Genomic DNA, 18,557 nt, shown 5'->3' with positions numbered 1-18,557 from the left:
TTTCCGAGCTTTCTGCTAGCCACCCTTCAGGACAGTAGAAAAGGATAGGATGTATGGACGCCATTGCCACGACCAACGCAGAACCCACCCAGATCAAGACCACGCTCGCCAAAGACACCGACCCTTCAGCGCCCAGCCCCGAGAAAATCCGGCAGGCGTTTGAAAGTGGGAAATACCCCTATGGCCGCAAAATGGCCCGGTCGGTGTATGAGACGCAAAAAGCCAATCTGCAGGCCGAGCTTTTGAAGGTTCAGCTGTGGGCGCAGGAAACGGGGCAGCGGTTTGTCTTGTTGTTCGAAGGGCGCGATGCGGCAGGCAAAGGGGGTACGATCAAGCGGTTCATGGAGCACCTGAACCCGCGTCAGGCCCGTGTTGTTGCATTGAACAAACCGACCTGGGAAGAGAAAGGCCAGTGGTACTACCAGCGCTACATTCAAGAGATGCCGACCGTGGGCGAGATGGTGTTCTATGACCGGTCCTGGTACAACCGCGCGGGTGTGGAGCGGGTCATGGGGTTCTGCACGCCCAACGAATATCTTGAGTTCATGCGGCAAACGCCCGAGTTGGAACGGATGCTGGTGCGCTCGGGCATTCAGCTATACAAATACTGGTTCTCGGTTACACAGCAAGAGCAGCAACGCCGTTTCAAAAGCCGTGAAACCGACCCCTTGAAGCAATGGAAACTGTCGCCCATCGACAAGGCGAGCCTCAGCAAGTGGGATGATTATACCGAGGCGAAAGAAGCCATGTTCTTTTACACGGATACGGCTGACGCACCCTGGACGATCATCAAGTCAAATGACAAGAAACGCGCACGCCTGAACTGTATGCGTCACTTCCTGTCCTCGCTGGATTACCCCGGCAAGGATCACGATATCGTGGGCGAGCCTGATCCGCTGATCGTAGGGCAGGCGCATCACGTTATTCACCGGTCCGAGCATATTCTGGGTACGGCTCTGCACCCCGACGCCCGCTGATTGCAAAGATGCCCGGCCTCAGGAAACGGTCGGGCATAAAAGTCTCAATATGAAATATTGCCGATCCGCTCTTGTCCCGCGCCAATGGCGCGCATATGGCTGGAGCGATGACAAAGGTGATGACATATCCGGCCCATTTTCGGGCTATTGCCGTTCTCGGCCTGCCACTGGTTGGCGGTCATCTGGCGCAGTACGCAATCGGCTTGACCGACACCATCATGCTGGGTTGGTACGGGGTCGAGGCGTTGGCGGCCGTTACCTTGGCCAACAGTTATTATTTCGTGTTGTTTTTGTTTGGTGCGGGATTTGGATGGGCCGTCATGCCCATGGTTGCCACAGCGGCGGCGGAAGGGGACGAGACCAGCATTCGCCGCTCGACCCGGATGGGGCTATGGTTGTCGTTGCTGTATGCCGTGGTTGTCATGCCCTTGCTGTGGTGGTCCTATCCGATCCTGATCGCCATGAAGCAGGAACCGCAAATTGCTGAAACCGCAGCCGAATATCTGCGAGTTGCCGGTTGGGGATTGTTTCCGGCCCTCATTGTGATGGTGTTGAAAAGCTATCTGGCGGCATTGGAGCGAACGCAGATTGTTTTGTGGATCACAATTGCGGCGGCGGCTGTGAACGGGCTGACCAATTATGCGCTGATCTTCGGCAACTGGGGTGCCCCCGAACTGGGCGTGACAGGGGCGGCAATCGCCTCGATCACGACACAAGTTGTTTCGCTGATCGCGGTTGTTATCTATGTGATCCGGACGTTGCCAGAGCACAGCCTATTCCAGCGGTTCTGGCGACCGGATTGGGAAATGTTTGCCAGCGTATGGAAGTTGGGTGTACCCATCGGCTTGACCACATTGGCCGAAGTTTCACTGTTCGCGACTTCTGCGGTGATGATGGGCTGGCTGGGTCAGGTCCCGCTGGCTGCGCATGGGATCGCCCTGAATCTGGCTTCTGCCACTTTCATGGTTCACCTGGGGTTATCAAATGCGGCGACCATCCGGGCTGGCAATGCGCTGGGTCGTCGGGACAGGGCGCATCTGGAAAAGGGTGCAATTTCCGTGACTGGTATGTCGCTGGTCATGTCGGTGGCAACCATCATTCTGTTCCTGACCTGCGCCGAGCCTTTGATTTCCCTGTTCATGGAAACAGATGACCCGCAGCGGGGCCAAATCCTGACTATCGGTACCGGATTGCTTGCCATGGCGGCTTTGTTTCAGCTGGTCGACGGCGCGCAGGTGATTGCGCTGGGCCTGCTGCGCGGGTTGCAGGATGCCAAGATCCCAATGGTCATGGCGGCGCTCAGCTATTGGGTCGTAGGGATTCCCGCGTCGTATTATTTCGGCTTTGTCCGTCATATGGACGGCATCGGCGTCTGGCTGGGCCTGGTGCTTGGTCTCGCCTTCGCGGCCGTGCTTCTCATGACCCGGTTCTGGATGTATTCGGTACAGCAGATACAGGCATCGGCCGAGCCTGCCTAGTCTTTGTCTAGCCGATCTGCCTTTTTTCGCACCAATACCGTGCGCAGGTCGTGCATGGCCATCAGCAACCTGTCTGTCACATCCTCCAGCTGCGTATCGCTTGCCTTGGACTGTGCCCATTGCGTGGTCAGGTTCAGATAGTCGACCGCGCGATGAATATCGTCAATGTCACGCTGGGCCAACAGGGCCCGGCGCTCTTCCATCCATTGGGCAATCTCGGTCTGATCCCGGTCTGACAGCGTCCGCTGCCCGTGCGGCTTGACCTCGCCATTGCGGATATTGATGACGGCAATCTGGTCCATCTCGATCCGGCGCTGACGGTTTTCCGTATCGATCCGAAACACCGCAGCACCGTTTTCACGTATGCGAAAGTAATACTCAGGCAGTTCGGCGGACATGGTCACCTCAGAGAAGCACAAAAACGCTGGATGCGGCTGCAAGCTTCGGTCAGTGCCGCGTCGGACGTAGCATAGCTGACGCGGAAATTCGGCGACAGGCCAAAGGCGGCGCCAAATACAACGGCCACGTCGGCCTCTTCCAGAAGTGCGGTTGCAAAGGCTTCGTCGTCTACCAGAACTGTCCCGGCGGGCGTCGTCTTCCCGATCAATCCGGCGATAGACGGATAGACATAAAAGGCCCCTTCGGGTGTGGGGCAGGTGACGCCATCAATCTCGTTCAGCATCCGAACCACCAGATCGCGCCGGCGCCTGAATGTCTCGTTATTCGGGGCCAGAAAATCCTGAGTTCCGTTCAGGGCCTCGACGGCAGCCCACTGACTGACCGAGCAGGGGTTCGAGGTGGATTGCGACTGGATCTTGCGCATGGCCGCGATGATTTCGACCGGACCGGCAGCATAACCGATGCGCCAACCGGTCATGGCATAGGCTTTTGAAACCCCGTTGCAGGTGAGGGTTCGGTCAAATAGACCGGGTTCAACCTCGGCCGGGGTGCAGAACTCAAACCCGTCATAGGCCAGATGTTCGTACATGTCGTCCGACATGATCCAGACATGCGGATGACGCATCAGAACATCGGTCAGCGCCTTCAGTTCATCCCGACTGTACCCTGCGCCCGTTGGGTTCGAAGGCGAGTTAAAGATGAACCACTTTGTCTTGGGCGTGATGGCGGCTTCCAGTTGTTCTGGGGTCAGCTTGAAACTGTTTTCCAGCGTCGTCTCGACCACAACAGGGGTGCCCCCGGCCAAAAGCACCATATCGGGGTAGCTGACCCAGTACGGTGCAGGGATGATCACCTCGTCGCCTTCATTCATCGTCGCCATCAGAGCATTGTACAGCGTTTGCTTGCCACCGGTCCCGACCGAGATCTGGGCCGGCGAATAGTCCAGCCCGTGGTCACGTTTCATCTTGGCACATGCCGCTTGTTTCAGCTCGGGGATGCCGTCCGGCGCGGTGTATTTGGTTTTGCCTGCTGCGATGGCCGCAACAGCGGCGTCTTTGATGTTCTGGGGCGTGTCAAAATCCGGCTCACCAGCGCTTAGGCCGATGACATCACGCCCGGCGGCCTTCAGCTCGGCTGCCTTGGCTGTCATGGCGATGGTGGGTGAAGGTTTGACGCGTGACAGTGTCGCAGACAGAAAACTCATGCTCGGCCTCGGTTTGTATGTTCAGCCCGACTGTCATAGGGTGCGTCCGAGTGACGATCAAGCAGTATAGACAATGTGAGATGGAGACCCGAATGAATGATGAAAACGACTGGTACGGTCCGGATTCTGCGACATTCGGAGACCGTCTGGCAGGCGCACGCGAAGCCGCGGGAATGACGCAGGCGCAACTGGCGCGGCGTCTTGGGGTCAAAAAGGCGACAATTTCAGATTGGGAAAACGATCTGTCCGAACCCCGGGCCAACAGGCTGTCAATGATGGCGGGCATGGTCAATGTCTCAATCATGTGGTTGTTGACCGGCGAGGGCGACGGCATGGATGCGCCCGTGGATGAGGGCGAAGGCGGTATGGAACTGTCCTCTGCCGTGGCCGAACTGCGCGCCATCCGTGCGGAAATGCGCGCCTGTTCTGAACGCGCAGCGCGTCTGGAAAAGAAAATGCGTCAGATGCTGGAGCAGAAGAATTGAGCGAACCCCGGGATGTGCGCATCAAACGCATGCAAATGCGGTCGATGCGACGCGGCATCAAAGAGATGGACATTATCCTGTCAGCCTATGCCGGTCGCAATCTGGCCGACATGGATACCGCCGGGCTGGATGTCTATGACGCGCTGTTGCATGAAAATGACCAGGACCTTTATCAATGGGTTACAGGGCAGGTGCAGCCTCCGGCGCGATTTGCCAGCCTGATTGCAGACATAGCTCAAACCTTTCAGAAATAAGGCAAAGTTCCGCTTAACCGATTTTTCGGATTTTCGGTTCATCGTGTGTCAAACAGCGCGACTGAATCGGAGGGTCGGATGAGTATGGAAATGCAGGTCTCCACACCAGAGACTAAGGGTTTCATAACCAGCTATCTTGAGGCGCTGGCCCTGGTGGAGCGACTGCACCGGTTGTTGCTGGATGTCATCAAGGACGAGTTTGAGCGCGTCGGCGTATTGGAAATCAATGCGGTTCAGGCGTTGTTGCTGTTCAATATCGGTGATCACGAAGTCACGGCAGGCGAACTGAAAAGCCGTGGGTACTATCAGGGCAGCAATGTCAGCTATAACCTCAAGAAACTGGTTGAGATGGGCTATATGCACCACCAAAGATGCGAGATTGATCGCCGTTCGGTCCGCGTGCGCCTGACGCCGCAAGGCAGGGAAATCCGCAATATCGTGTCCAAGCTGTTTGCGCGTCACGCCGAAGGCCTGCAAGGCAGGGGGGTGCTTGGGCTTGAAGGCATCGAAGATATCACCAGTTCGCTGCGTCGCGTTGAACGGTACTGGACGGATCAGATAAGGTATATCTATTGATCAGTGACGGGCGTCAGACAGGACAAGGCTGTCCAGCTCACGAAGAAGTTTGCGAGTCATGGCCTCTTCATACGCCTCAAAGCCCAGCGCCACTTCTACGAACGCGTTTGGCCCCAAAATGACCCAGGCTGAATAATAAGCTGAAAGTTCACCCACCTGAACATATCTCCGATCACCTTCCTTCGGATCGTCAGCGCCGATCACCAGCCCGTTAATTGTGATCCCGTCATGTCGTAAACTGGCTTTCACATCCCGTGGATGCGGTCCAAGGTTATGTTTACCATCTCCGGACAGATCCAGCGTACGGCGCCAGCACTCCCTTTGCTGATCAAGCAGGGAAGAGCCAAATAACATGGCCGACCCTACCGCCGTTCCTTGCGGTGCTGTGCTGCGCGAGGTCCGGATCAAGCGATCACTGATTGCGATCAGGTCGGCGGGGGACCGTACTTCTGTCCACTCCAGCAGCATCCGTTCATGTCCCCGCTCGCTCCATTCGAAGATCGCCAGACGTAAGGAGGTTGCGCCGTCCGACAACATCAGCTGGCTGACTTCGGGGCGGCTCAGGGCCGACGCCAGCCCGTCCAGTTGCAGCCTGTATTCCCGGCTGTCCACCGAACCCGACACATCCAGCCCCAGCGCAAGGGCCTGCCGGCATTCGCCAAAGGCAGGTCCTGATATCAGGCAAGCCAGAAAGACGACCACCTGACGTATCATGGGCCTTCATTCCGTAATGCACCGATTTGCAGACCGCTCAGTTCCCGTTTCAGTTTCTTTCGCATGGCGCGCTCGAAATCTTCAAACCCGGTCGCAATCTCCAAAAAGGCGCCGGGCCCGTGCAGGACATTATTTTCGAAGAAAGGGATCAGGAACAATTCTCCCTCGAAATCGGCTGCGTTGATCACAAGCCCATTCACGACAGTGTTTTGAAAGGGAAAGTGCCGATAGGCGATCTGCGGCCCATAGCCATCGTTGTTCGTGCCGTCGCCGGACAGGTCAATGGTTTGAAACAAGCATTGCGGCGCTTGCTCCATAAGACTTGCACCGTATGCCAACGCATAGCCCATAGCTGTTGCCGATCCGCTGTCAGATCGGACGGATTGGCTGACCTGGCTGGATGCGAACAGCAGATCACCCACGTCATCGATCATTGTCCAGTTCAGGACGACATTTTGGGTTGAGCGGCCACTCCACTCATATACCGCCAGGGCAACGGGCATCGGTGAAGAAAAGAAGGCCTCTTGCACTTCGGGTGCAATCAAGGCGGCGGCTAACCCCTGCCGTTGCAACACATCTTCAGCCTCATCGACTGAAACGGAAATATCCATCGCCAAGGCCAGCGCCAAGCGGCATTGCTCGGCCTTAACAGGGCTGGCCTGAACGACCAGCCCAAACGCTATCAGCCAACGGATCACCAGTGACCACTGCTCTCCATGCTGGCCCAGGGTTCGGCTGGTTCCAGTGCTTCTCCATTCTGCAAAAGCTCAACCGAGATGTTGTCGGGCGATCGAACAAAAGCCATGCGACCATCCCTTGGCGGGCGATTGATCGTAACGCCATTGTTCTGAAGATGTTGGCAAACCTCGTAGATATTGTCGACACCGTAGGCCAGATGGCCGAAGTGACGGCTGTCGGCTGGCAGCGCGTCATCGCCGTCCCAGTTGTACGTCAACTCGATCGGCGCCTCTTCCTGTCCCGGAGGGGCCATGAAGATCAGAGAAAATCGGCCGGTTTCACTGTCATACCGACGTGTTTCTTTCAGACCCAGAAGCTCGTAAAATGCCATGGATTTTTCCAGATCCTTCACGCGGACCATGGTGTGAAGATATTTCAGCGCCATTTCGGCCATCCTTTTTCGACTCACATTGCCAAGAGCTTAGCGCTCCGCCTCGATGTGTCGATAGAGCCCTCGGCAGCAATTTGATTTTTGCGCCGGTTGCGGCATATATCGCGGTTCCTGTGTCGGGATCGGCGATATATAGTAGTGGGCGACTCATTGCCAGAAAGGAAGATTCGATGCCGCTGTCCCCTGACCAACAGGCCGAGATCGACGCGCAACGCGCGCAATCGCATCCCACGCGTCGAGTTGTCTCGGCGGGAATGGAAGACCACCTGTACACGGCGCATCAGGTTCTGGATCATGGCTTTGTCCGCGTGATCGACTATATGGGGGACGATGCCGCCATCTGTCAGGCTGCGCGCGTTTCATATGGCACAGGCACCAAATCCGTTCAGAATGACGAGGGGTTGATCCGGTATCTGATGCGGCACTGGCATTCCACGCCATTCGAAATGTGCGAAGTCAAATTGCATGTGAAATTGCCTGTGTTCGTGGCGCGGCAGTGGATCCGGCACCGGACCGCCAATGTGAATGAATACTCGGCACGGTATTCAATTCTGGATCGCGAGTTCTATATCCCAGCCCCAGAACATGTGGCGGCACAGTCCGAAGTGAACAATCAGGGCCGTGGGGCAACGTTGGAAGGTGAAGAGGCCGCGCGCGTATTGGAAACCCTCAAGGCCGACAGCACGCGGTGCTATGACAATTACGAGTCCATGATCAGCCAGGACGGGCAGCAGGGGCTAGCACGTGAACTGGCCCGCATGAACCTACCCGCAAACGTTTATACGCAATGGTATTGGAAGGTGGATCTGCATAATCTGTTCCACTTCCTGCGCCTGCGGGCCGATCCGCATGCTCAGTATGAAATCCGCGTTTATGCCGAGGCGATGTGCAAGATCGTCGCTGATTGGGTGCCGTTTGCGTATAAGGCGTTCGAGGATTACCGGCTGGGTGCGGTGAACCTGTCTGCCCAGATGGTCGAAAGCCTGCAACGCATGCTGGCAGGAGAGGCGGTCACGCAAGAAAACTCGGGGATGACAGCGCGCGAATGGCGTGAGTTCGAGGCGATCATTCGCAAATAGAGCTGACGAGCTGCATAGCTTTTGTCTATACGTGTCGTCATGGAATTGTTACACTTGTTCCATGGCCCGCATTTTGCATTTTGCTCTGTTATGTCTGTTTCTTGGTCTCGCCTTGCCTGCGCAGGCCAAGTCCCCCATAGCTGAGGTTTTGTGCGAACCGACGCTCCGGTTGCACCAGAAACTGGAAAGGCAGTTCGGTGCGCGGCGCGTGGCATCGGGTGTTCGCGGGCCGGAACAGATTATGGAAGTCTGGGCAAGTCAGCACGGGGACTGGACCATGGTTGTCACCTACGCGACAGGCACATCCTGCATCGTTGCCATGGGCGAAAACTGGAATACCCACGCCGACGCCAAGCCCGCGCGAGGGTAATGGAACGAAACCGGTGGGGGATGGATAACGGCCGGAAATTGGCCGTCATCCTTAATGATCAACCGCGTGTTTAGCGGGATGTCGTTACAGTGGTTTCAAATCAGCTGCCATTTGGCGGCCGTCGCGTCCGTCCTGCAACTCGTACGAAACTTTTTGGTTGTCTGCGAGTCCGGTGAGGCCGGACCGTTCTACGGCCGAGATATGTACAAACACATCTTTGCCCCCTTCGTCAGGGGCAATAAATCCATAGCCTTTAGTGGTATTGAACCATTTCACGGTGCCGGTTGGCATGTCCCGTGTCTCCTTCTACTTACGCATTGTCCCACAAATTGGTGGGGGCTGTGGTCAGCGTCACCACGAAAAAGTTGTTTTGGCACTGGCTGAACAGTCCAATTCGTGTGTTTCGCCTTTTTCAACATTGCACGGTGAAGTAAAAAATCAAGAATAACCGCAAGAAGCGGGCAAGATTGCTTAAAATCAAAGCATGGGCAGGAGCGTCAAAGACATGCAGCTTTATGGATTGAAAAACTGTGACACCTGTCGCAAGGCATTGAAATCGCTGCCAGACGTCAAATTTTCTGATGTACGCAGCGACGGTGTGCCGGGTTCGGTGCTGTCACGGGCCTTTGCCGAGTTCGGCAATGACTTGCTTAATACCAGATCGACGACATGGCGCGGATTGGACGAAACCCAGCGTGCCAAGCCCCCTTTGGAGCTTTTGAAAGAGCACCCGACCCTGATGAAACGCCCATTGATCGAAGTCGATGGCAGGCTGTTGTTGGGTTGGACAGCTGAAACCCGTGCTCAGCTTGGCATTTCCTGAACGGGTGCTTATCTGCGTGAAAGCTACAATGAGGGTTTTCAATGCGTAATGCCGCAATGTTATTGGGTGTAATCGCCGGGTTGATCGGAATGATCGTCGGGTTCTTCGGCTATGCAAAGGTGGTCGTGGTTGACCATGTCGGCGAGATTGACGGAGTTCTAAGCCAGGTCGACAATCCTGATCTGGTGCAAGCCATTTCGATTATCGCGCCCTTGCTGGCAATCGCGGGCGGGGCCATGGCACCAGCGCGCGCGTTGATTGGCGGGGTCTTGTTGCTGGGGTCAGCGGCTGCGATGTACTACGCCTTTGGTTTTGGTGTTTTCACCATGTTCCCGATCACATTTGCCGGGATCGCCGGGATACTTGGGCTGGCCGCGGGAAAACCGGACCAGCCCAAGGCACATTTCTGAGTTACTTAAGGCGAAGGATCCGGTCGAGCGAGATCGGCCCTGCGCCGTTGATGACGATCACCAGCATCAGGAAGGTCCACATCGTGCGCTGATCCATCAGGGACGGCGCCGCGTCGAACAGGCTGCCCAGTTTCACGCCATGGCCGGTGACGTCGACAAGAGTCTGCACCCAGATGAAACCGATCATGCCCAAAGCCGCCAAACGCGAGAACAGCCCAACCAGTAGAAGTGCCGGGAGCACAAATTCGGCAACCGTTCCCATGAAGATGACGATGCGTTGGAAGAACGTCATTTGGGACACGTCATACAGAACAGCCTCCGCCGCTTTGGGGAATATCTGACCAAATGCACCTGCCGAAGGCGAAAAGATCGATCCGTCGATCTTCAGCATGGCTGAGTTCCAGTAATAAACCAGAAGAACCGCAACAAAGACCAGCCGTGCCAGCGTAGGGGTCAACCAGCCAGAGGCAAGGTCCAGTTTTCCCATGGTGTTATTGTAGGTTGAGATCAAAGCAGTCATGTCTCGGGCCTTTCGATAGTCACAGAGGTTATTGCACCGCCCTGCAACAGCAGTGCCAGAGTGGTTCCAAGATCAAATTCAGGCAGTTTGGCAGTCGTTTTTTCATATGCGTCACCGATTGTGTCGCCGTTCTGCATACAGGCGATCCAGTCTGCACCACCCGCCGGAAGTGGATTGGGTGTGGGATCGAACTCGGCGCGTGTGATCAACACGTCCTCTGCACCGGCATTCGGTTTCGGTGCGTTCTCTTCGCTGTTAAATCGCCAGATCGCGAAAATTGGCCAATCCGAGCGGATCACCTGCATGGCCGGTGCAAACTGCAACCGGGCCTGCATGACCTGTTCGGGTTCGACGGCTAGAACATCTGCCGGTGCAGGTTCGCTGTCGGCGGCGTGGTAGGACTTGCGCAAGGCAATCTCCAACCGGGCCACGTCCGGCAGGTATCCAAGATGGGCAAGTTGGGGCATTCCTGCCAGAAAATCAGGAAACGCCTCGCCATAAAACATCATCAGCGGAGAGGAGGGCGGGTGCTGACGCAGGAAAATCCCGGCCAACCCATCCATGTTCTGCGCCCCTAGCAATTTGGCAATCACAGGAAACGCCTGATGCATCGCTTCGGTCAGCGACACCGCAACGTTGTTGCGGTAAACGCTGAATCTGCGACCGGCCGGTCGCGCACCGCCGTCCAGCAATCCACCGGGAACGGGCGCTGACGCATCCATCATGGCCGCGCGGAATTCAGATTGAGAAACGCTCATACCGGTATCCGGTCCAATGCGGTTTGCGCGCGAATGGCCTCATCCCGCAGAACGGGCCAATCAGGCACATCAGTGTCCCATTCGATCAGAACGGGTTTTGGCCCCGAACGCTCCAGCACATAATCCAGCAGGGCCCACACCGGATCGACCACTTCACGTCCGTGACTGTCGATTAGCAGCGGATGACCGTGATCGTCTTCATCCTCATCATGGCCGCCAAGGTGGATTTCCGACACCTTTTCAATCGGATAGGCGTCAATATAGCCTTGTGGTGAGAAATCCAGATTGGTCGCCGAGACAAAGACATTGTTTACGTCAAGCAACAGGCCGCATCCGGTGCGTTTGGCAATCTCCCTCAGGAAATCAGGTTCGGACCAGGTGCTTTCCTCGAAGGCCAGATAGCTGGACGGATTTTCCAGCAGCAACTGCCGCCCGACAGTGTGCTGGACCTGATCGATATGTTCACAAACCCGCGCTAGAGTTTCGTCTGTATAGGGCAGGGGCAGCAGGTCGTTGTAGAAATGGCTGTCATGGGTGGACCAAGCCAAATGTTCGGAAAAGCTTGCGGGGTTCAGCCAGCCGACCAAGTGTTTCAGCCGGGCCAGATGATCGGGGTCCAGCGCGCCTTCACCGCCAATGGACAGGCCAACGCCATGGACCGAGATTGGGAAATGTTCGGAAAGGTGGCGCAGCTGCGCCAAGGGCCGCCCGCCGTCGCCCATATAGTTCTCGGCATGGATCTCCAGCCATGCAACGGGCTGTGCGTGTTCAAGTATCTGAGCAAAATGCTGCGGCTTGTAGCCAACGCCCGGTGCTGCGGGCAGGCGGTTTGACCGGTGGCTGTCATCCAACATGGGCCAGTTCCTTGATCACGAAAGGGAAAGGGCGGGCGATGGTGCCCGCCCCTTGAAATCGTCAGGCCAGTCTTATGCCGGCAGGTCGCGGTCCAGTGCTTCCAGCGAACCTTTGCGCGGTGTGCCGTTTGCTTCCGCAGGCAATTCGATGTCGGCGCAGGTGCCTGCGTCAACCAAGGTCCATGCGTTGCCCTGATAATCAACGGTCGAGGTGCCCGCGCAGGTGGTGCCGGGGCCTGCGGCACAGTCGTTCTGACCGGCCAGCGATACGCCATAGCACTTTTCTTTTGCCTGTGCGCTTGCTGTGGTTGCGACACCCGATACGGCGGCTGCGACTGCGGTTGCGATAACCAGGGACTTAGCTGTGTTCGACATCTCGGTAATCCTCTTGATGACTGGGTATGTCTGCTTGTGACAATGACAAAGGTAGTGGCTTGGTGGGCAGAGTTGAATTCACGAGCCCGTGTCTCACAAGCGCGTCATGGGGCGGCCTGCCCCCTTGCAGCGTAATACACTGTTTTTGATGAAGAAAGGGTGAAATGTTACAATCCGACCCCTTAGTAGGGGTCGGATTTTTTTGGAAATGGTGCTGTTTGTTACAGCAGATCTGGCGGGGTGGCGGCGTGTGCCAGCTCTTTTGTTACAACATCAAGCGGTTGTACCTGGGTCTGTTTTTCACCCAGTCGCCGCACGCTTACGGTGCGTTCGTCAACTTCGCGGTGACCGACGGCCAGAATGACAGGTACTTTGCCGACCGAATGCTCACGGACCTTGTAGTTGATCTTTTCATTGCGGATGTCCGCCTCGGCCCGCACACCCGCAGAACGCAGGGTTTCGACCACTTCGGCGACATAGTCGTCCGCGTCGGACGTGATGGACGCGACGACGACCTGACGCGGGGCCAGCCAGAACGGCAATTTGCCTGCGTGTTCCTCGATCAGGATACCGATAAAGCGTTCGAAGGATCCCAGCGTGGCGCGATGCAACATGACGGGGCGGTGCTTGGCCCCGTCTGCGCCGATATAGGTGGCGTCCAGCCGTTCGGGCAGAACGAAATCGACCTGGAAGGTGCCGCATTGCCAGTCACGCCCGATGGCGTCCGTCAGCACGAATTCCAGTTTCGGCCCGTAGAATGCTCCTTCGCCCGGGTTCAGTTCTGGTTCGATCCCGGCGGCACGGGTGGCGGACAAAAGCGCCGCCTCGGCCTTGTCCCAGACCTCGTCCGATCCGGCGCGGGTTTCGGGACGGTCAGAGAATTTCACCGAAAAATCCTCGAACCCCAGATCCTTGTAGATCACGCTGAGGAAACGGATGAATTCGGCGGTCTCCGCCTCGATCTGTTCTTCGGTTGAAAAGATATGAGCGTCGTCCTGCGTGAACCCGCGCACCCGCATGATGCCATGCAATGCACCAGAGGGTTCGTAACGGTTGCACGATCCGAACTCGGCCATGCGCAGCGGCAGGTCACGATAGGATTTCAGGCCTTGCTTGAAAATCTCGACATGGCAGGGGCAGTTCATCGGTTTGAGCGCGTTGACGGCCTTTTCGCGGGCATGTTCCTCGTCGACTTCGACGATGAACATGTTTTCCTGATATTTGTCCCAGTGGCCTGATCGTTCCCACAGTTTGCGGTCAACGACCTGCGGCGTGTTCACCTCGACATACCCACCCTTGCGCTGCTGACGGCGCATGTAGTCCTGCAACTGGGTGTATATGGTCCAGCCATTGGGGTGCCAGAAAATCTGACCGGGGGCTTCTTCCTGCATGTGAAACAGGTCCATCTCGCGGCCTAGTTTGCGGTGGTCGCGCTTTGCGGCCTCTTCCAGCATATGAAGGTGGTCTTTCAGTTTTTCCTTGCCGGTGAAGGCCACGCCGTAGATGCGTTGCAGCATCGCGCGGTTGCTGTCGCCGCGCCAATAGGCACCGGCGATGGACATCAGCTTGAACGCATCACCGGGAACCTGACCGGTATGTTGCAGATGCGGACCGCGGCACAAATCCTGCCAGTGGCCGTGCCAGTACATGCGCAACGGCTCATCCCCAGGAATGGCTTCGATCAGCTCAACCTTGTAGGGCTCGTTATTGGCCTTGTAGAACTCGATGGCCCGCTCGCGGTCCCAAACCTCGGTGGTGACAGGATCGCGCTTGTTGATGATCTCTTTCATCTTTTTCTCGATGAGGCCAAGATCTTCGGGCGTGAACGGTTCTTCCCGGTCGAAGTCATAATACCAGCCGTTTTCGATAACGGGGCCGATGGTGACCTTGGTCGCAGGCCAAATTTCCTGCACGGCGCGGGCCATGATGTGGGCCAGATCGTGGCGGATCAGTTCGTTGGCCTGCGCGTCATCCTTCATGGAGTGGATGGCAATCTGTGCATCGGCTTCGATCGGCCATTGCAGGTCCCAGTGTTTGCCATCAACGGTGGCCGAGATGGCCTTTTTGGCCAGCGAACTTGAAATATCGGCAGCCACCTGCGCGGGCGTAACCCCTGCGTCATAGGAACGTGCATTGCCATCTGGGAAAGTGAGAGAGACGGATTTTGAATCCAGGGCCATGTCGGCTCTCCTCGTCGGTTTGGCGCCCACTGAACGCCCGGTTGCGGGTTATTTGCGTCTGGCTGATGTGGCAGGTGCAGCAATTCCTGTCAAGGGTCGCAGGGTACGGTCACTGACGCCACGACACCCCGAATTCGGGAATTGCGACCAACGGGCTGCCGTGCATGATGTTCCCCAAAGCGTAAGAGGGTTTTATGGCGGCGACGGATTTTCTGGAAACAGCACAAGGGCGAAAACTGGCCTATCACAAGACCGAAGGGGCAGGGCCGACCCTGGTTTTTCTGGGTGGGCTCATGTCGGATATGGAAGGCACCAAGGCAGTCCATCTGGAAGTTTGGGCGCAGGCGCGGGGGCGGGCCTTTTTGCGGTTTGATTATTCCGGTCACGGCGAAAGCTCTGGCGCGTTCACGGATGGCTGCATTGGGGATTGGCATGAGGACACTGTCGCTGCGGTCGATGCCTTGACCAAAGGGCCGCTGATCGTTGTCGGCTCGTCCATGGGGGGGTGGCAGGCGCTTTTGCTGGCCAAGGCCCTGCCGGACCGGATCGCAGGTATGGTCACGATCGCCGCCGCGCCGGATTTCACGGAAGATGGCTATTGGGCTTCATTCACCGATGACCAGAAAGCCGACCTGGAAACGGTCGGGCATGTCGAGTTGCCGTCCGATTACATGGAACCTTACATCGTCACCAAAAGGATGATCGAAGATGGGCGGCAGCGCCTTGTACTGCGCGACACGTTGAACCTGCCGTTCAAGGTTCGTTTCCTACAGGGAACAGCGGATACGGCCGTTTCGACTGAAACGGCCGTTCGGTTGCTGGACCACGCAACAGGGCCGGACATGCAGCTTCTTTTGGTCAAGGATGCAGATCACAGGTTCTCGGATGATGCATGTCTTGGCTTGATCGAGGCGGCGGTTCTGGATGTGTTGGGAGACGCGTGATGCGGCGTTTGGGATGGCTTCTGGGGCGCTTGTTCCTTGCGTTGATTGCCGTCGGCGGCCTTATCTACTGGTTTGGCCCGCGCGAAGAGGTGAACCTGAGCCCAAGCTTTGATCCGCGCAAGTTCGGTGAGGGCGTACAGGTTTATTTCGAAAGCACCGAAGCCGCGTTTGACGATATCGTTCCGGGTGTCGAAAAACGAGTGATCTGGCAGGATGGCTTTAACGAACGGCGCACCCCGTATTCCGTTCTTTACATCCATGGCTTTTCAGCAAGTTCCGAGGAAATCCGGCCAGTGCCGGACCTTGTGGCAGACGCGCTGGGGGCCAATCTGGTTTACACACGCCTGCAAGGTCATGGGCGAACCGGATCAGCCATGGCGGAAGGCACTGCCTCGGGCTGGATGCAGGACACCGCCGAGGGATTGGCGGCCGCTCGTGCTGTTGGGGACAAGTTGATCGTGATTTCAACGTCGACCGGTGCGACGCTTGCAGCCGCCGCCGCTTTGGATGCCAGCCTCAGCGAGAACGTTGTCGGCATGGTCTTTGTCTCTCCGAATTTCGGGGTCAACACGGCCGCGGCATGGATTCCCACTTTGCCATGGGCGAGGGATTGGTTACCGGTCCTGATGGGGGACGAACGCGATGTGTCGGGGCCAGACCAGGAAAAGAACAAATATTGGTCTACGGTCTATCCGTGGGAATCGGTCGTGCCGATGTCCGTTCTTGTCGAGAAAGTATTTGCGCTGGATTTCTCGAACGCCCTTGTGCCCGTGCTGTTCTGGTTCTCGGACAACGATCAGGTGGTGCGCCCTGGCCGCACACACGAGGTCGCCGAAGCGTGGGGTGCGCCAGCATCCGTCAAACTGGTGACAATGGGTCCCGAGGATGATCCGTCATCTCATGTTATTGCCGGTCGCCTGATGTCGCCAGGGCAGACCGACGCGGCTGTGGCCGGTATCCTGGATTGGTTAAAAGGGCTGGGGGTGGAATGATGGCGGCCTCGGGTCGCGGTAAGATGCGTAAGCCGGGCAGTATGTGGAGCCTTGAGACCTTAGGGCGCGTTCGTCTGTCCCGGTATTTCTTCATGCGCGATTTCCTCTATTCCGAGATCGGGAACTTTCACCAAAAACAGAACATTCCAGACAATCCGGATCTGGCTATCGAGACAGGACGTGCGTTCTGTGAAACTCTGCTGGACCCGCTGGAAGAGACCTTTGGCAGGATCGCCGTGCGCTCGGGCTATCGCTCGCCGTCGCTGAACAGGTTTGGCAATGAAAACAGACTGAACTGTGCCCGGAATGATCACCCGTTGGAGTGCCACATCTGGGATCGTGGAGCCGGGGACGAGCGGATTGCCGGGGCGTCTGTTGTTGTCCCCTGGTTCGCGGATCAGTATGCGCAGGGCCGGGATTGGCGCGATCTGGCATGGTGGATGCATGATCACCTGGATTATTCCGAGATCTGGTTCTTTCCGAAACTCTGCGCTTTCAATCTGGTGTGGCGCCCTAAACCGCAGCGCCGGATTGACAGCTATATTGCGCCACGCGGATGCCTGCTGAAACCCGGCGCTGAGCCCGAGGAAAGTGCCGCTTCACGACGGTCCCGCTATGCGGACTTTCCAGCTTTTCGGGCAATCGCCTATCCGTGACGTTCCGCTTGTTTGAATGTGATAAACTCTCAACCTGACTGCAAACCCAAGGGCTCGGGAAACCGAGCGTATGGAGGCCCCGCGTGATCGAGCCGCTGGTACTGCTACCTGGACTGATGTGCGATGCCCGACTGTATCGCCCTCAGATTGAGGTGTTTTCGCGGACGCGACCCGTAACCGTTGCGCCGATTTCCGCAGGTGAGCGTATCGAAGAGATCGCCTCGGGTCTGCTGGACCAGCTTCCACATCGGTTTGCACTGGCTGGATTAAGCATGGGTGGTGTGGTGGCGTTAGAGCTGATCCGCCGGGCGCCGGAACGTGTGTCACGCCTGTGCCTGATGGCCACTGATGCACAGGCGGACACGCCTCAAATGGCTGCCAGTCGCGAAGACCTGATCATTGGCGCGCAGGGTGGCCGGTTGGAGGAGGTCATGCGGAAACTTGTGGGGTCCGACACGCTGGCACCGGGCTCGCAGCGTATTCCCATCCTGAACGGCTTGTTTGCAATGGCACAGGATTTGGGTGTTGAAACCTTCGTGCGTCAGATGCGTGCTCTGCAACGCCGCCCGGATCAACAGGCCGCATTGCGTCGCATCAAGGTGCCCACGTTGGTTCTGTGCGGAGCGCATGACACTCTGACACCGGTCAAACGACATTCTTTCATGGCAGAGCTCATTCCCGGAGCGGAACTGCTGGTTATTGAAAAGGCCGGTCACTTGCCGACCCTCGAAACGCCCGACATCGTCAATGAGGCGCTGCAAACCTGGTTGGACGCCCAGCAACGGTTTGATTACTGGTAGAGCGTCGCGCGTTCGGTCTTTGAAATGACAGTTGGCGTCACCACGGGTTTACCGGTTTCTCGGTCGAAAAACGGTGTGTTCTTCCATCGCCCGGACAGGCGCGATCCGGCAGCCCTGCGCAACAGCCCAAGAATGGCGGGGCCAGGTTTTTCGTGCTTCTGCTTTCCGTCCGGTTGGGGAACAAACCCACGTGTCGTGACGGGTCCCAGCGCCGAAGCTCCACCCGCAACCCGGCCGACGATAACGCCAGCAAACGGGAATTTCGCGGTTTTGGGCGTTGCTGCCAAAGGTGCGTTACAGCAACTGGCGTACCAACGCAGCATGCCCTTGGGGCTGAGTTGCATCGCCGCAAGATACTGACTTCCTGCGCTGATTTCGATTTCATCCGGTGCGATCTGAAAAATCCCGACAGGTCCGGGTGCCGGGTCCGGTTGCTTGAAATATAGTTGAGCGGCCCGGCAATCGTGGCAGAAACACTCAACATGTGTGCCTTGCCGAACACCGCGGGGTGAAATACGCCCGTGCAACGCGCCGCATTGGCAGGAAAAGGTAAGGCCCTTTTGCGCTGGCCCGCTCATGT

At 57.2% G+C, this 18,557-nt stretch carries 25 protein-coding genes; 13 read left to right on the top strand and 12 right to left on the bottom strand.

Annotation, left to right across the window (positions count from 1 at the left end; translation table 11 throughout):
• Positions 1-53: 53 nt before the first annotated feature.
• Positions 54-977 carry a polyphosphate kinase 2 gene (ppk2, locus tag ACR0M3_RS04105; protein ID WP_267367366.1) on the top strand — a complete coding sequence of 308 codons (924 nt, stop codon included), beginning with the start codon at positions 54-56 and terminating at the stop codon, positions 975-977.
• A 107-nt stretch (positions 978-1,084) separates the two neighbouring features.
• Entirely contained in the window at positions 1,085-2,455 is a 1,371-nt protein-coding gene (locus ACR0M3_RS04100; protein ID WP_480484274.1) for an MATE family efflux transporter, read from the top strand.
• Here the strand turns inward: ACR0M3_RS04100 and ACR0M3_RS04095 are convergent.
• Both ACR0M3_RS04095 and ACR0M3_RS04090 read right to left on the bottom strand, forming a co-directional pair.
• A complete protein-coding gene (locus ACR0M3_RS04095; protein ID WP_480909800.1) occupies positions 2,452-2,853 on the bottom strand; it encodes a hypothetical protein in 402 nt (133 codons plus the stop codon). The genes ACR0M3_RS04100 and ACR0M3_RS04095 overlap by 4 nt on opposite strands.
• A gap of 2 nt (positions 2,854-2,855) precedes the next feature.
• The gene (locus tag ACR0M3_RS04090) at positions 2,856-4,058 is read right to left on the bottom strand and encodes a pyridoxal phosphate-dependent aminotransferase (protein ID WP_480484208.1); all 1,203 of its coding nucleotides are present in this window, start codon (positions 4,056-4,058) and stop codon (positions 2,856-2,858) included.
• 92 nt (positions 4,059-4,150) lie between these two features.
• Between ACR0M3_RS04090 and ACR0M3_RS04085 the strand changes: the two genes are divergently transcribed.
• The 3 genes from ACR0M3_RS04085 (at position 4,151) to ACR0M3_RS04075 (ending at position 5,373) form a co-directional block, all read left to right on the top strand.
• Positions 4,151-4,543 carry a helix-turn-helix domain-containing protein gene (locus tag ACR0M3_RS04085; RefSeq protein ID WP_267366820.1) on the top strand — a complete coding sequence of 131 codons (393 nt, stop codon included), beginning with the start codon at positions 4,151-4,153 and terminating at the stop codon, positions 4,541-4,543.
• 29 nt (positions 4,544-4,572) lie between these two features.
• Positions 4,573-4,797 carry a succinate dehydrogenase assembly factor 2 gene (locus tag ACR0M3_RS04080; RefSeq protein ID WP_480558342.1) on the top strand — a complete coding sequence of 75 codons (225 nt, stop codon included), beginning with the start codon at positions 4,573-4,575 and terminating at the stop codon, positions 4,795-4,797.
• A 78-nt stretch (positions 4,798-4,875) separates the two neighbouring features.
• Entirely contained in the window at positions 4,876-5,373 is a 498-nt protein-coding gene (locus ACR0M3_RS04075) for a MarR family winged helix-turn-helix transcriptional regulator (protein ID WP_480484207.1), read from the top strand.
• On the opposite strand, the gene ACR0M3_RS04070 is transcribed toward ACR0M3_RS04075, so the two are convergent.
• The 3 genes from ACR0M3_RS04070 to ACR0M3_RS04060 are packed head-to-tail and all read right to left on the bottom strand — an operon-like array spanning position 5,374 to position 7,210.
• Complete coding sequence (locus ACR0M3_RS04070) at positions 5,374-6,087, bottom strand: DUF1194 domain-containing protein (protein WP_480909799.1); 714 nt, start codon at positions 6,085-6,087, stop codon at positions 5,374-5,376.
• Complete coding sequence (locus tag ACR0M3_RS04065; RefSeq protein ID WP_480564108.1) at positions 6,084-6,785, bottom strand: DUF1194 domain-containing protein; 702 nt, start codon at positions 6,783-6,785, stop codon at positions 6,084-6,086. The genes ACR0M3_RS04070 and ACR0M3_RS04065 overlap by 4 nt, the downstream gene beginning before the upstream one ends.
• Positions 6,782-7,210 carry a VOC family protein gene (locus ACR0M3_RS04060; protein ID WP_480564111.1) on the bottom strand — a complete coding sequence of 143 codons (429 nt, stop codon included), beginning with the start codon at positions 7,208-7,210 and terminating at the stop codon, positions 6,782-6,784. The genes ACR0M3_RS04065 and ACR0M3_RS04060 overlap by 4 nt, the downstream gene beginning before the upstream one ends.
• Positions 7,211-7,386: 176 nt before the next feature.
• Between ACR0M3_RS04060 and thyX the strand changes: the two genes are divergently transcribed.
• Together thyX and ACR0M3_RS04050 are read left to right on the top strand one after the other, a co-directional pair.
• Positions 7,387-8,295, top strand: a complete 909-nt coding sequence (gene thyX, locus ACR0M3_RS04055; RefSeq protein WP_480484204.1) for an FAD-dependent thymidylate synthase — start codon at positions 7,387-7,389, stop codon at positions 8,293-8,295.
• Positions 8,296-8,356: 61 nt separating this feature from the next.
• Entirely contained in the window at positions 8,357-8,665 is a 309-nt protein-coding gene (locus tag ACR0M3_RS04050; RefSeq protein ID WP_480909798.1) for a hypothetical protein, read from the top strand.
• Positions 8,666-8,749: 84 nt separating this feature from the next.
• Here ACR0M3_RS04050 and ACR0M3_RS04045 read toward each other — a convergent pair whose 3' ends face one another.
• Entirely contained in the window at positions 8,750-8,956 is a 207-nt protein-coding gene (locus ACR0M3_RS04045) for a cold-shock protein (protein ID WP_008758035.1), read from the bottom strand.
• 214 nt (positions 8,957-9,170) lie between these two features.
• On the opposite strand from ACR0M3_RS04045, the gene ACR0M3_RS04040 reads away from it, so the two are divergent.
• Positions 9,171-9,488, top strand: coding sequence for an ArsC/Spx/MgsR family protein (locus ACR0M3_RS04040; protein ID WP_480484202.1), 318 nt, complete (start codon positions 9,171-9,173; stop codon positions 9,486-9,488).
• Between the two features lie 41 nt (positions 9,489-9,529).
• Positions 9,530-9,898, top strand: a complete 369-nt coding sequence (locus ACR0M3_RS04035) for a hypothetical protein (RefSeq protein WP_480484201.1) — start codon at positions 9,530-9,532, stop codon at positions 9,896-9,898.
• Between the two features lies 1 nt (position 9,899).
• Here ACR0M3_RS04035 and ACR0M3_RS04030 read toward each other — a convergent pair whose 3' ends face one another.
• The 5 genes from ACR0M3_RS04030 to thrS all read right to left on the bottom strand — a co-directional run bounded on the left by ACR0M3_RS04030 (position 9,900) and on the right by thrS (position 14,585).
• Positions 9,900-10,418 carry a DoxX family protein gene (locus tag ACR0M3_RS04030; RefSeq protein WP_267365394.1) on the bottom strand — a complete coding sequence of 173 codons (519 nt, stop codon included), beginning with the start codon at positions 10,416-10,418 and terminating at the stop codon, positions 9,900-9,902.
• Complete coding sequence (locus tag ACR0M3_RS04025) at positions 10,415-11,176, bottom strand: HvfC/BufC family peptide modification chaperone (RefSeq protein WP_480484200.1); 762 nt, start codon at positions 11,174-11,176, stop codon at positions 10,415-10,417. The genes ACR0M3_RS04030 and ACR0M3_RS04025 overlap by 4 nt, the downstream gene beginning before the upstream one ends.
• Entirely contained in the window at positions 11,173-12,030 is an 858-nt protein-coding gene (gene bufB, locus ACR0M3_RS04020) for an MNIO family bufferin maturase (RefSeq protein WP_480909797.1), read from the bottom strand. Before bufB ends, ACR0M3_RS04025 begins: the two co-directional genes overlap by 4 nt.
• 72 nt (positions 12,031-12,102) lie before the next feature.
• Entirely contained in the window at positions 12,103-12,405 is a 303-nt protein-coding gene (locus ACR0M3_RS04015; RefSeq protein WP_209503410.1) for a BufA1 family periplasmic bufferin-type metallophore, read from the bottom strand.
• Between the two features lie 221 nt (positions 12,406-12,626).
• Complete coding sequence (gene thrS, locus ACR0M3_RS04010; protein WP_480909796.1) at positions 12,627-14,585, bottom strand: threonine--tRNA ligase; 1,959 nt, start codon at positions 14,583-14,585, stop codon at positions 12,627-12,629.
• A 194-nt stretch (positions 14,586-14,779) separates the two neighbouring features.
• Here thrS and ACR0M3_RS04005 point away from each other — a divergent pair, with 194 nt between their 5' ends.
• From ACR0M3_RS04005 to ACR0M3_RS03990, 4 genes are all read left to right on the top strand, one after another.
• The gene (locus ACR0M3_RS04005) at positions 14,780-15,529 is read left to right on the top strand and encodes an alpha/beta fold hydrolase (RefSeq protein ID WP_480473458.1); all 750 of its coding nucleotides are present in this window, start codon (positions 14,780-14,782) and stop codon (positions 15,527-15,529) included.
• Positions 15,529-16,521, top strand: a complete 993-nt coding sequence (locus ACR0M3_RS04000) for an alpha/beta hydrolase (RefSeq protein WP_480909795.1) — start codon at positions 15,529-15,531, stop codon at positions 16,519-16,521. Before ACR0M3_RS04005 ends, ACR0M3_RS04000 begins: the two co-directional genes overlap by 1 nt.
• 41 nt (positions 16,522-16,562) lie before the next feature.
• Positions 16,563-17,177, top strand: coding sequence for a hypothetical protein (locus tag ACR0M3_RS03995; protein ID WP_480603854.1), 615 nt, complete (start codon positions 16,563-16,565; stop codon positions 17,175-17,177).
• 83 nt (positions 17,178-17,260) lie between these two features.
• The gene (locus ACR0M3_RS03990; RefSeq protein ID WP_480909794.1) at positions 17,261-17,977 is read left to right on the top strand and encodes an alpha/beta fold hydrolase; all 717 of its coding nucleotides are present in this window, start codon (positions 17,261-17,263) and stop codon (positions 17,975-17,977) included.
• Here the strand turns inward: ACR0M3_RS03990 and ACR0M3_RS03985 are convergent.
• Complete coding sequence (locus tag ACR0M3_RS03985; RefSeq protein ID WP_480909793.1) at positions 17,968-18,555, bottom strand: DUF6151 family protein; 588 nt, start codon at positions 18,553-18,555, stop codon at positions 17,968-17,970. The genes ACR0M3_RS03990 and ACR0M3_RS03985 overlap by 10 nt on opposite strands.
• Positions 18,556-18,557 lie beyond the last annotated feature (2 nt).

Source organism: Ruegeria sp. O5 (assembly GCF_056535105.1).
Note: the sequence above shows the minus strand (reverse complement) of the source record. Positions and strands in the feature narration are given on the sequence as shown.

Bases quoted from the DNA above. Each gene is read 5' to 3' on its own strand.
- ACR0M3_RS04075 (WP_480484207.1), top strand. From the start codon at position 4,876: ATGAGTATGGAAATGCAGGTCTCCACACCAGAGACTAAGGGTTTCATA.
- ppk2 (WP_267367366.1), top strand. From the start codon at position 54: ATGGACGCCATTGCCACGACCAACGCAGAACCCACCCAGATCAAGACC.
- ACR0M3_RS04070 (WP_480909799.1), bottom strand. From the start codon at position 6,087: ATGATACGTCAGGTGGTCGTCTTTCTGGCTTGCCTGATATCAGGACCT.
- ACR0M3_RS04015 (WP_209503410.1), bottom strand. From the start codon at position 12,405: ATGTCGAACACAGCTAAGTCCCTGGTTATCGCAACCGCAGTCGCAGCC.
- ACR0M3_RS03985 (WP_480909793.1), bottom strand. From the start codon at position 18,555: ATGAGCGGGCCAGCGCAAAAGGGCCTTACCTTTTCCTGCCAATGCGGC.
- ACR0M3_RS04025 (WP_480484200.1), bottom strand. From the start codon at position 11,176: ATGAGCGTTTCTCAATCTGAATTCCGCGCGGCCATGATGGATGCGTCA.
- ACR0M3_RS04090 (WP_480484208.1), bottom strand. From the start codon at position 4,058: ATGAGTTTTCTGTCTGCGACACTGTCACGCGTCAAACCTTCACCCACC.
- ACR0M3_RS04005 (WP_480473458.1), top strand. From the start codon at position 14,780: ATGGCGGCGACGGATTTTCTGGAAACAGCACAAGGGCGAAAACTGGCC.
- ACR0M3_RS04030 (WP_267365394.1), bottom strand. From the start codon at position 10,418: ATGACTGCTTTGATCTCAACCTACAATAACACCATGGGAAAACTGGAC.
- thrS (WP_480909796.1), bottom strand. From the start codon at position 14,585: ATGGCCCTGGATTCAAAATCCGTCTCTCTCACTTTCCCAGATGGCAAT.
- bufB (WP_480909797.1), bottom strand. From the start codon at position 12,030: ATGTTGGATGACAGCCACCGGTCAAACCGCCTGCCCGCAGCACCGGGC.
- ACR0M3_RS04095 (WP_480909800.1), bottom strand. From the start codon at position 2,853: ATGTCCGCCGAACTGCCTGAGTATTACTTTCGCATACGTGAAAACGGT.
- ACR0M3_RS04035 (WP_480484201.1), top strand. From the start codon at position 9,530: ATGCGTAATGCCGCAATGTTATTGGGTGTAATCGCCGGGTTGATCGGA.
- ACR0M3_RS04085 (WP_267366820.1), top strand. From the start codon at position 4,151: ATGAATGATGAAAACGACTGGTACGGTCCGGATTCTGCGACATTCGGA.
- ACR0M3_RS04080 (WP_480558342.1), top strand. From the start codon at position 4,573: ATGCAAATGCGGTCGATGCGACGCGGCATCAAAGAGATGGACATTATC.
- ACR0M3_RS04060 (WP_480564111.1), bottom strand. From the start codon at position 7,210: ATGGCGCTGAAATATCTTCACACCATGGTCCGCGTGAAGGATCTGGAA.
- ACR0M3_RS04100 (WP_480484274.1), top strand. From the start codon at position 1,085: ATGACAAAGGTGATGACATATCCGGCCCATTTTCGGGCTATTGCCGTT.
- ACR0M3_RS03995 (WP_480603854.1), top strand. From the start codon at position 16,563: ATGTGGAGCCTTGAGACCTTAGGGCGCGTTCGTCTGTCCCGGTATTTC.
- ACR0M3_RS04040 (WP_480484202.1), top strand. From the start codon at position 9,171: ATGCAGCTTTATGGATTGAAAAACTGTGACACCTGTCGCAAGGCATTG.
- ACR0M3_RS04045 (WP_008758035.1), bottom strand. From the start codon at position 8,956: ATGCCAACCGGCACCGTGAAATGGTTCAATACCACTAAAGGCTATGGA.
- ACR0M3_RS04050 (WP_480909798.1), top strand. From the start codon at position 8,357: ATGGCCCGCATTTTGCATTTTGCTCTGTTATGTCTGTTTCTTGGTCTC.
- thyX (WP_480484204.1), top strand. From the start codon at position 7,387: ATGCCGCTGTCCCCTGACCAACAGGCCGAGATCGACGCGCAACGCGCG.
- ACR0M3_RS04000 (WP_480909795.1), top strand. From the start codon at position 15,529: ATGCGGCGTTTGGGATGGCTTCTGGGGCGCTTGTTCCTTGCGTTGATT.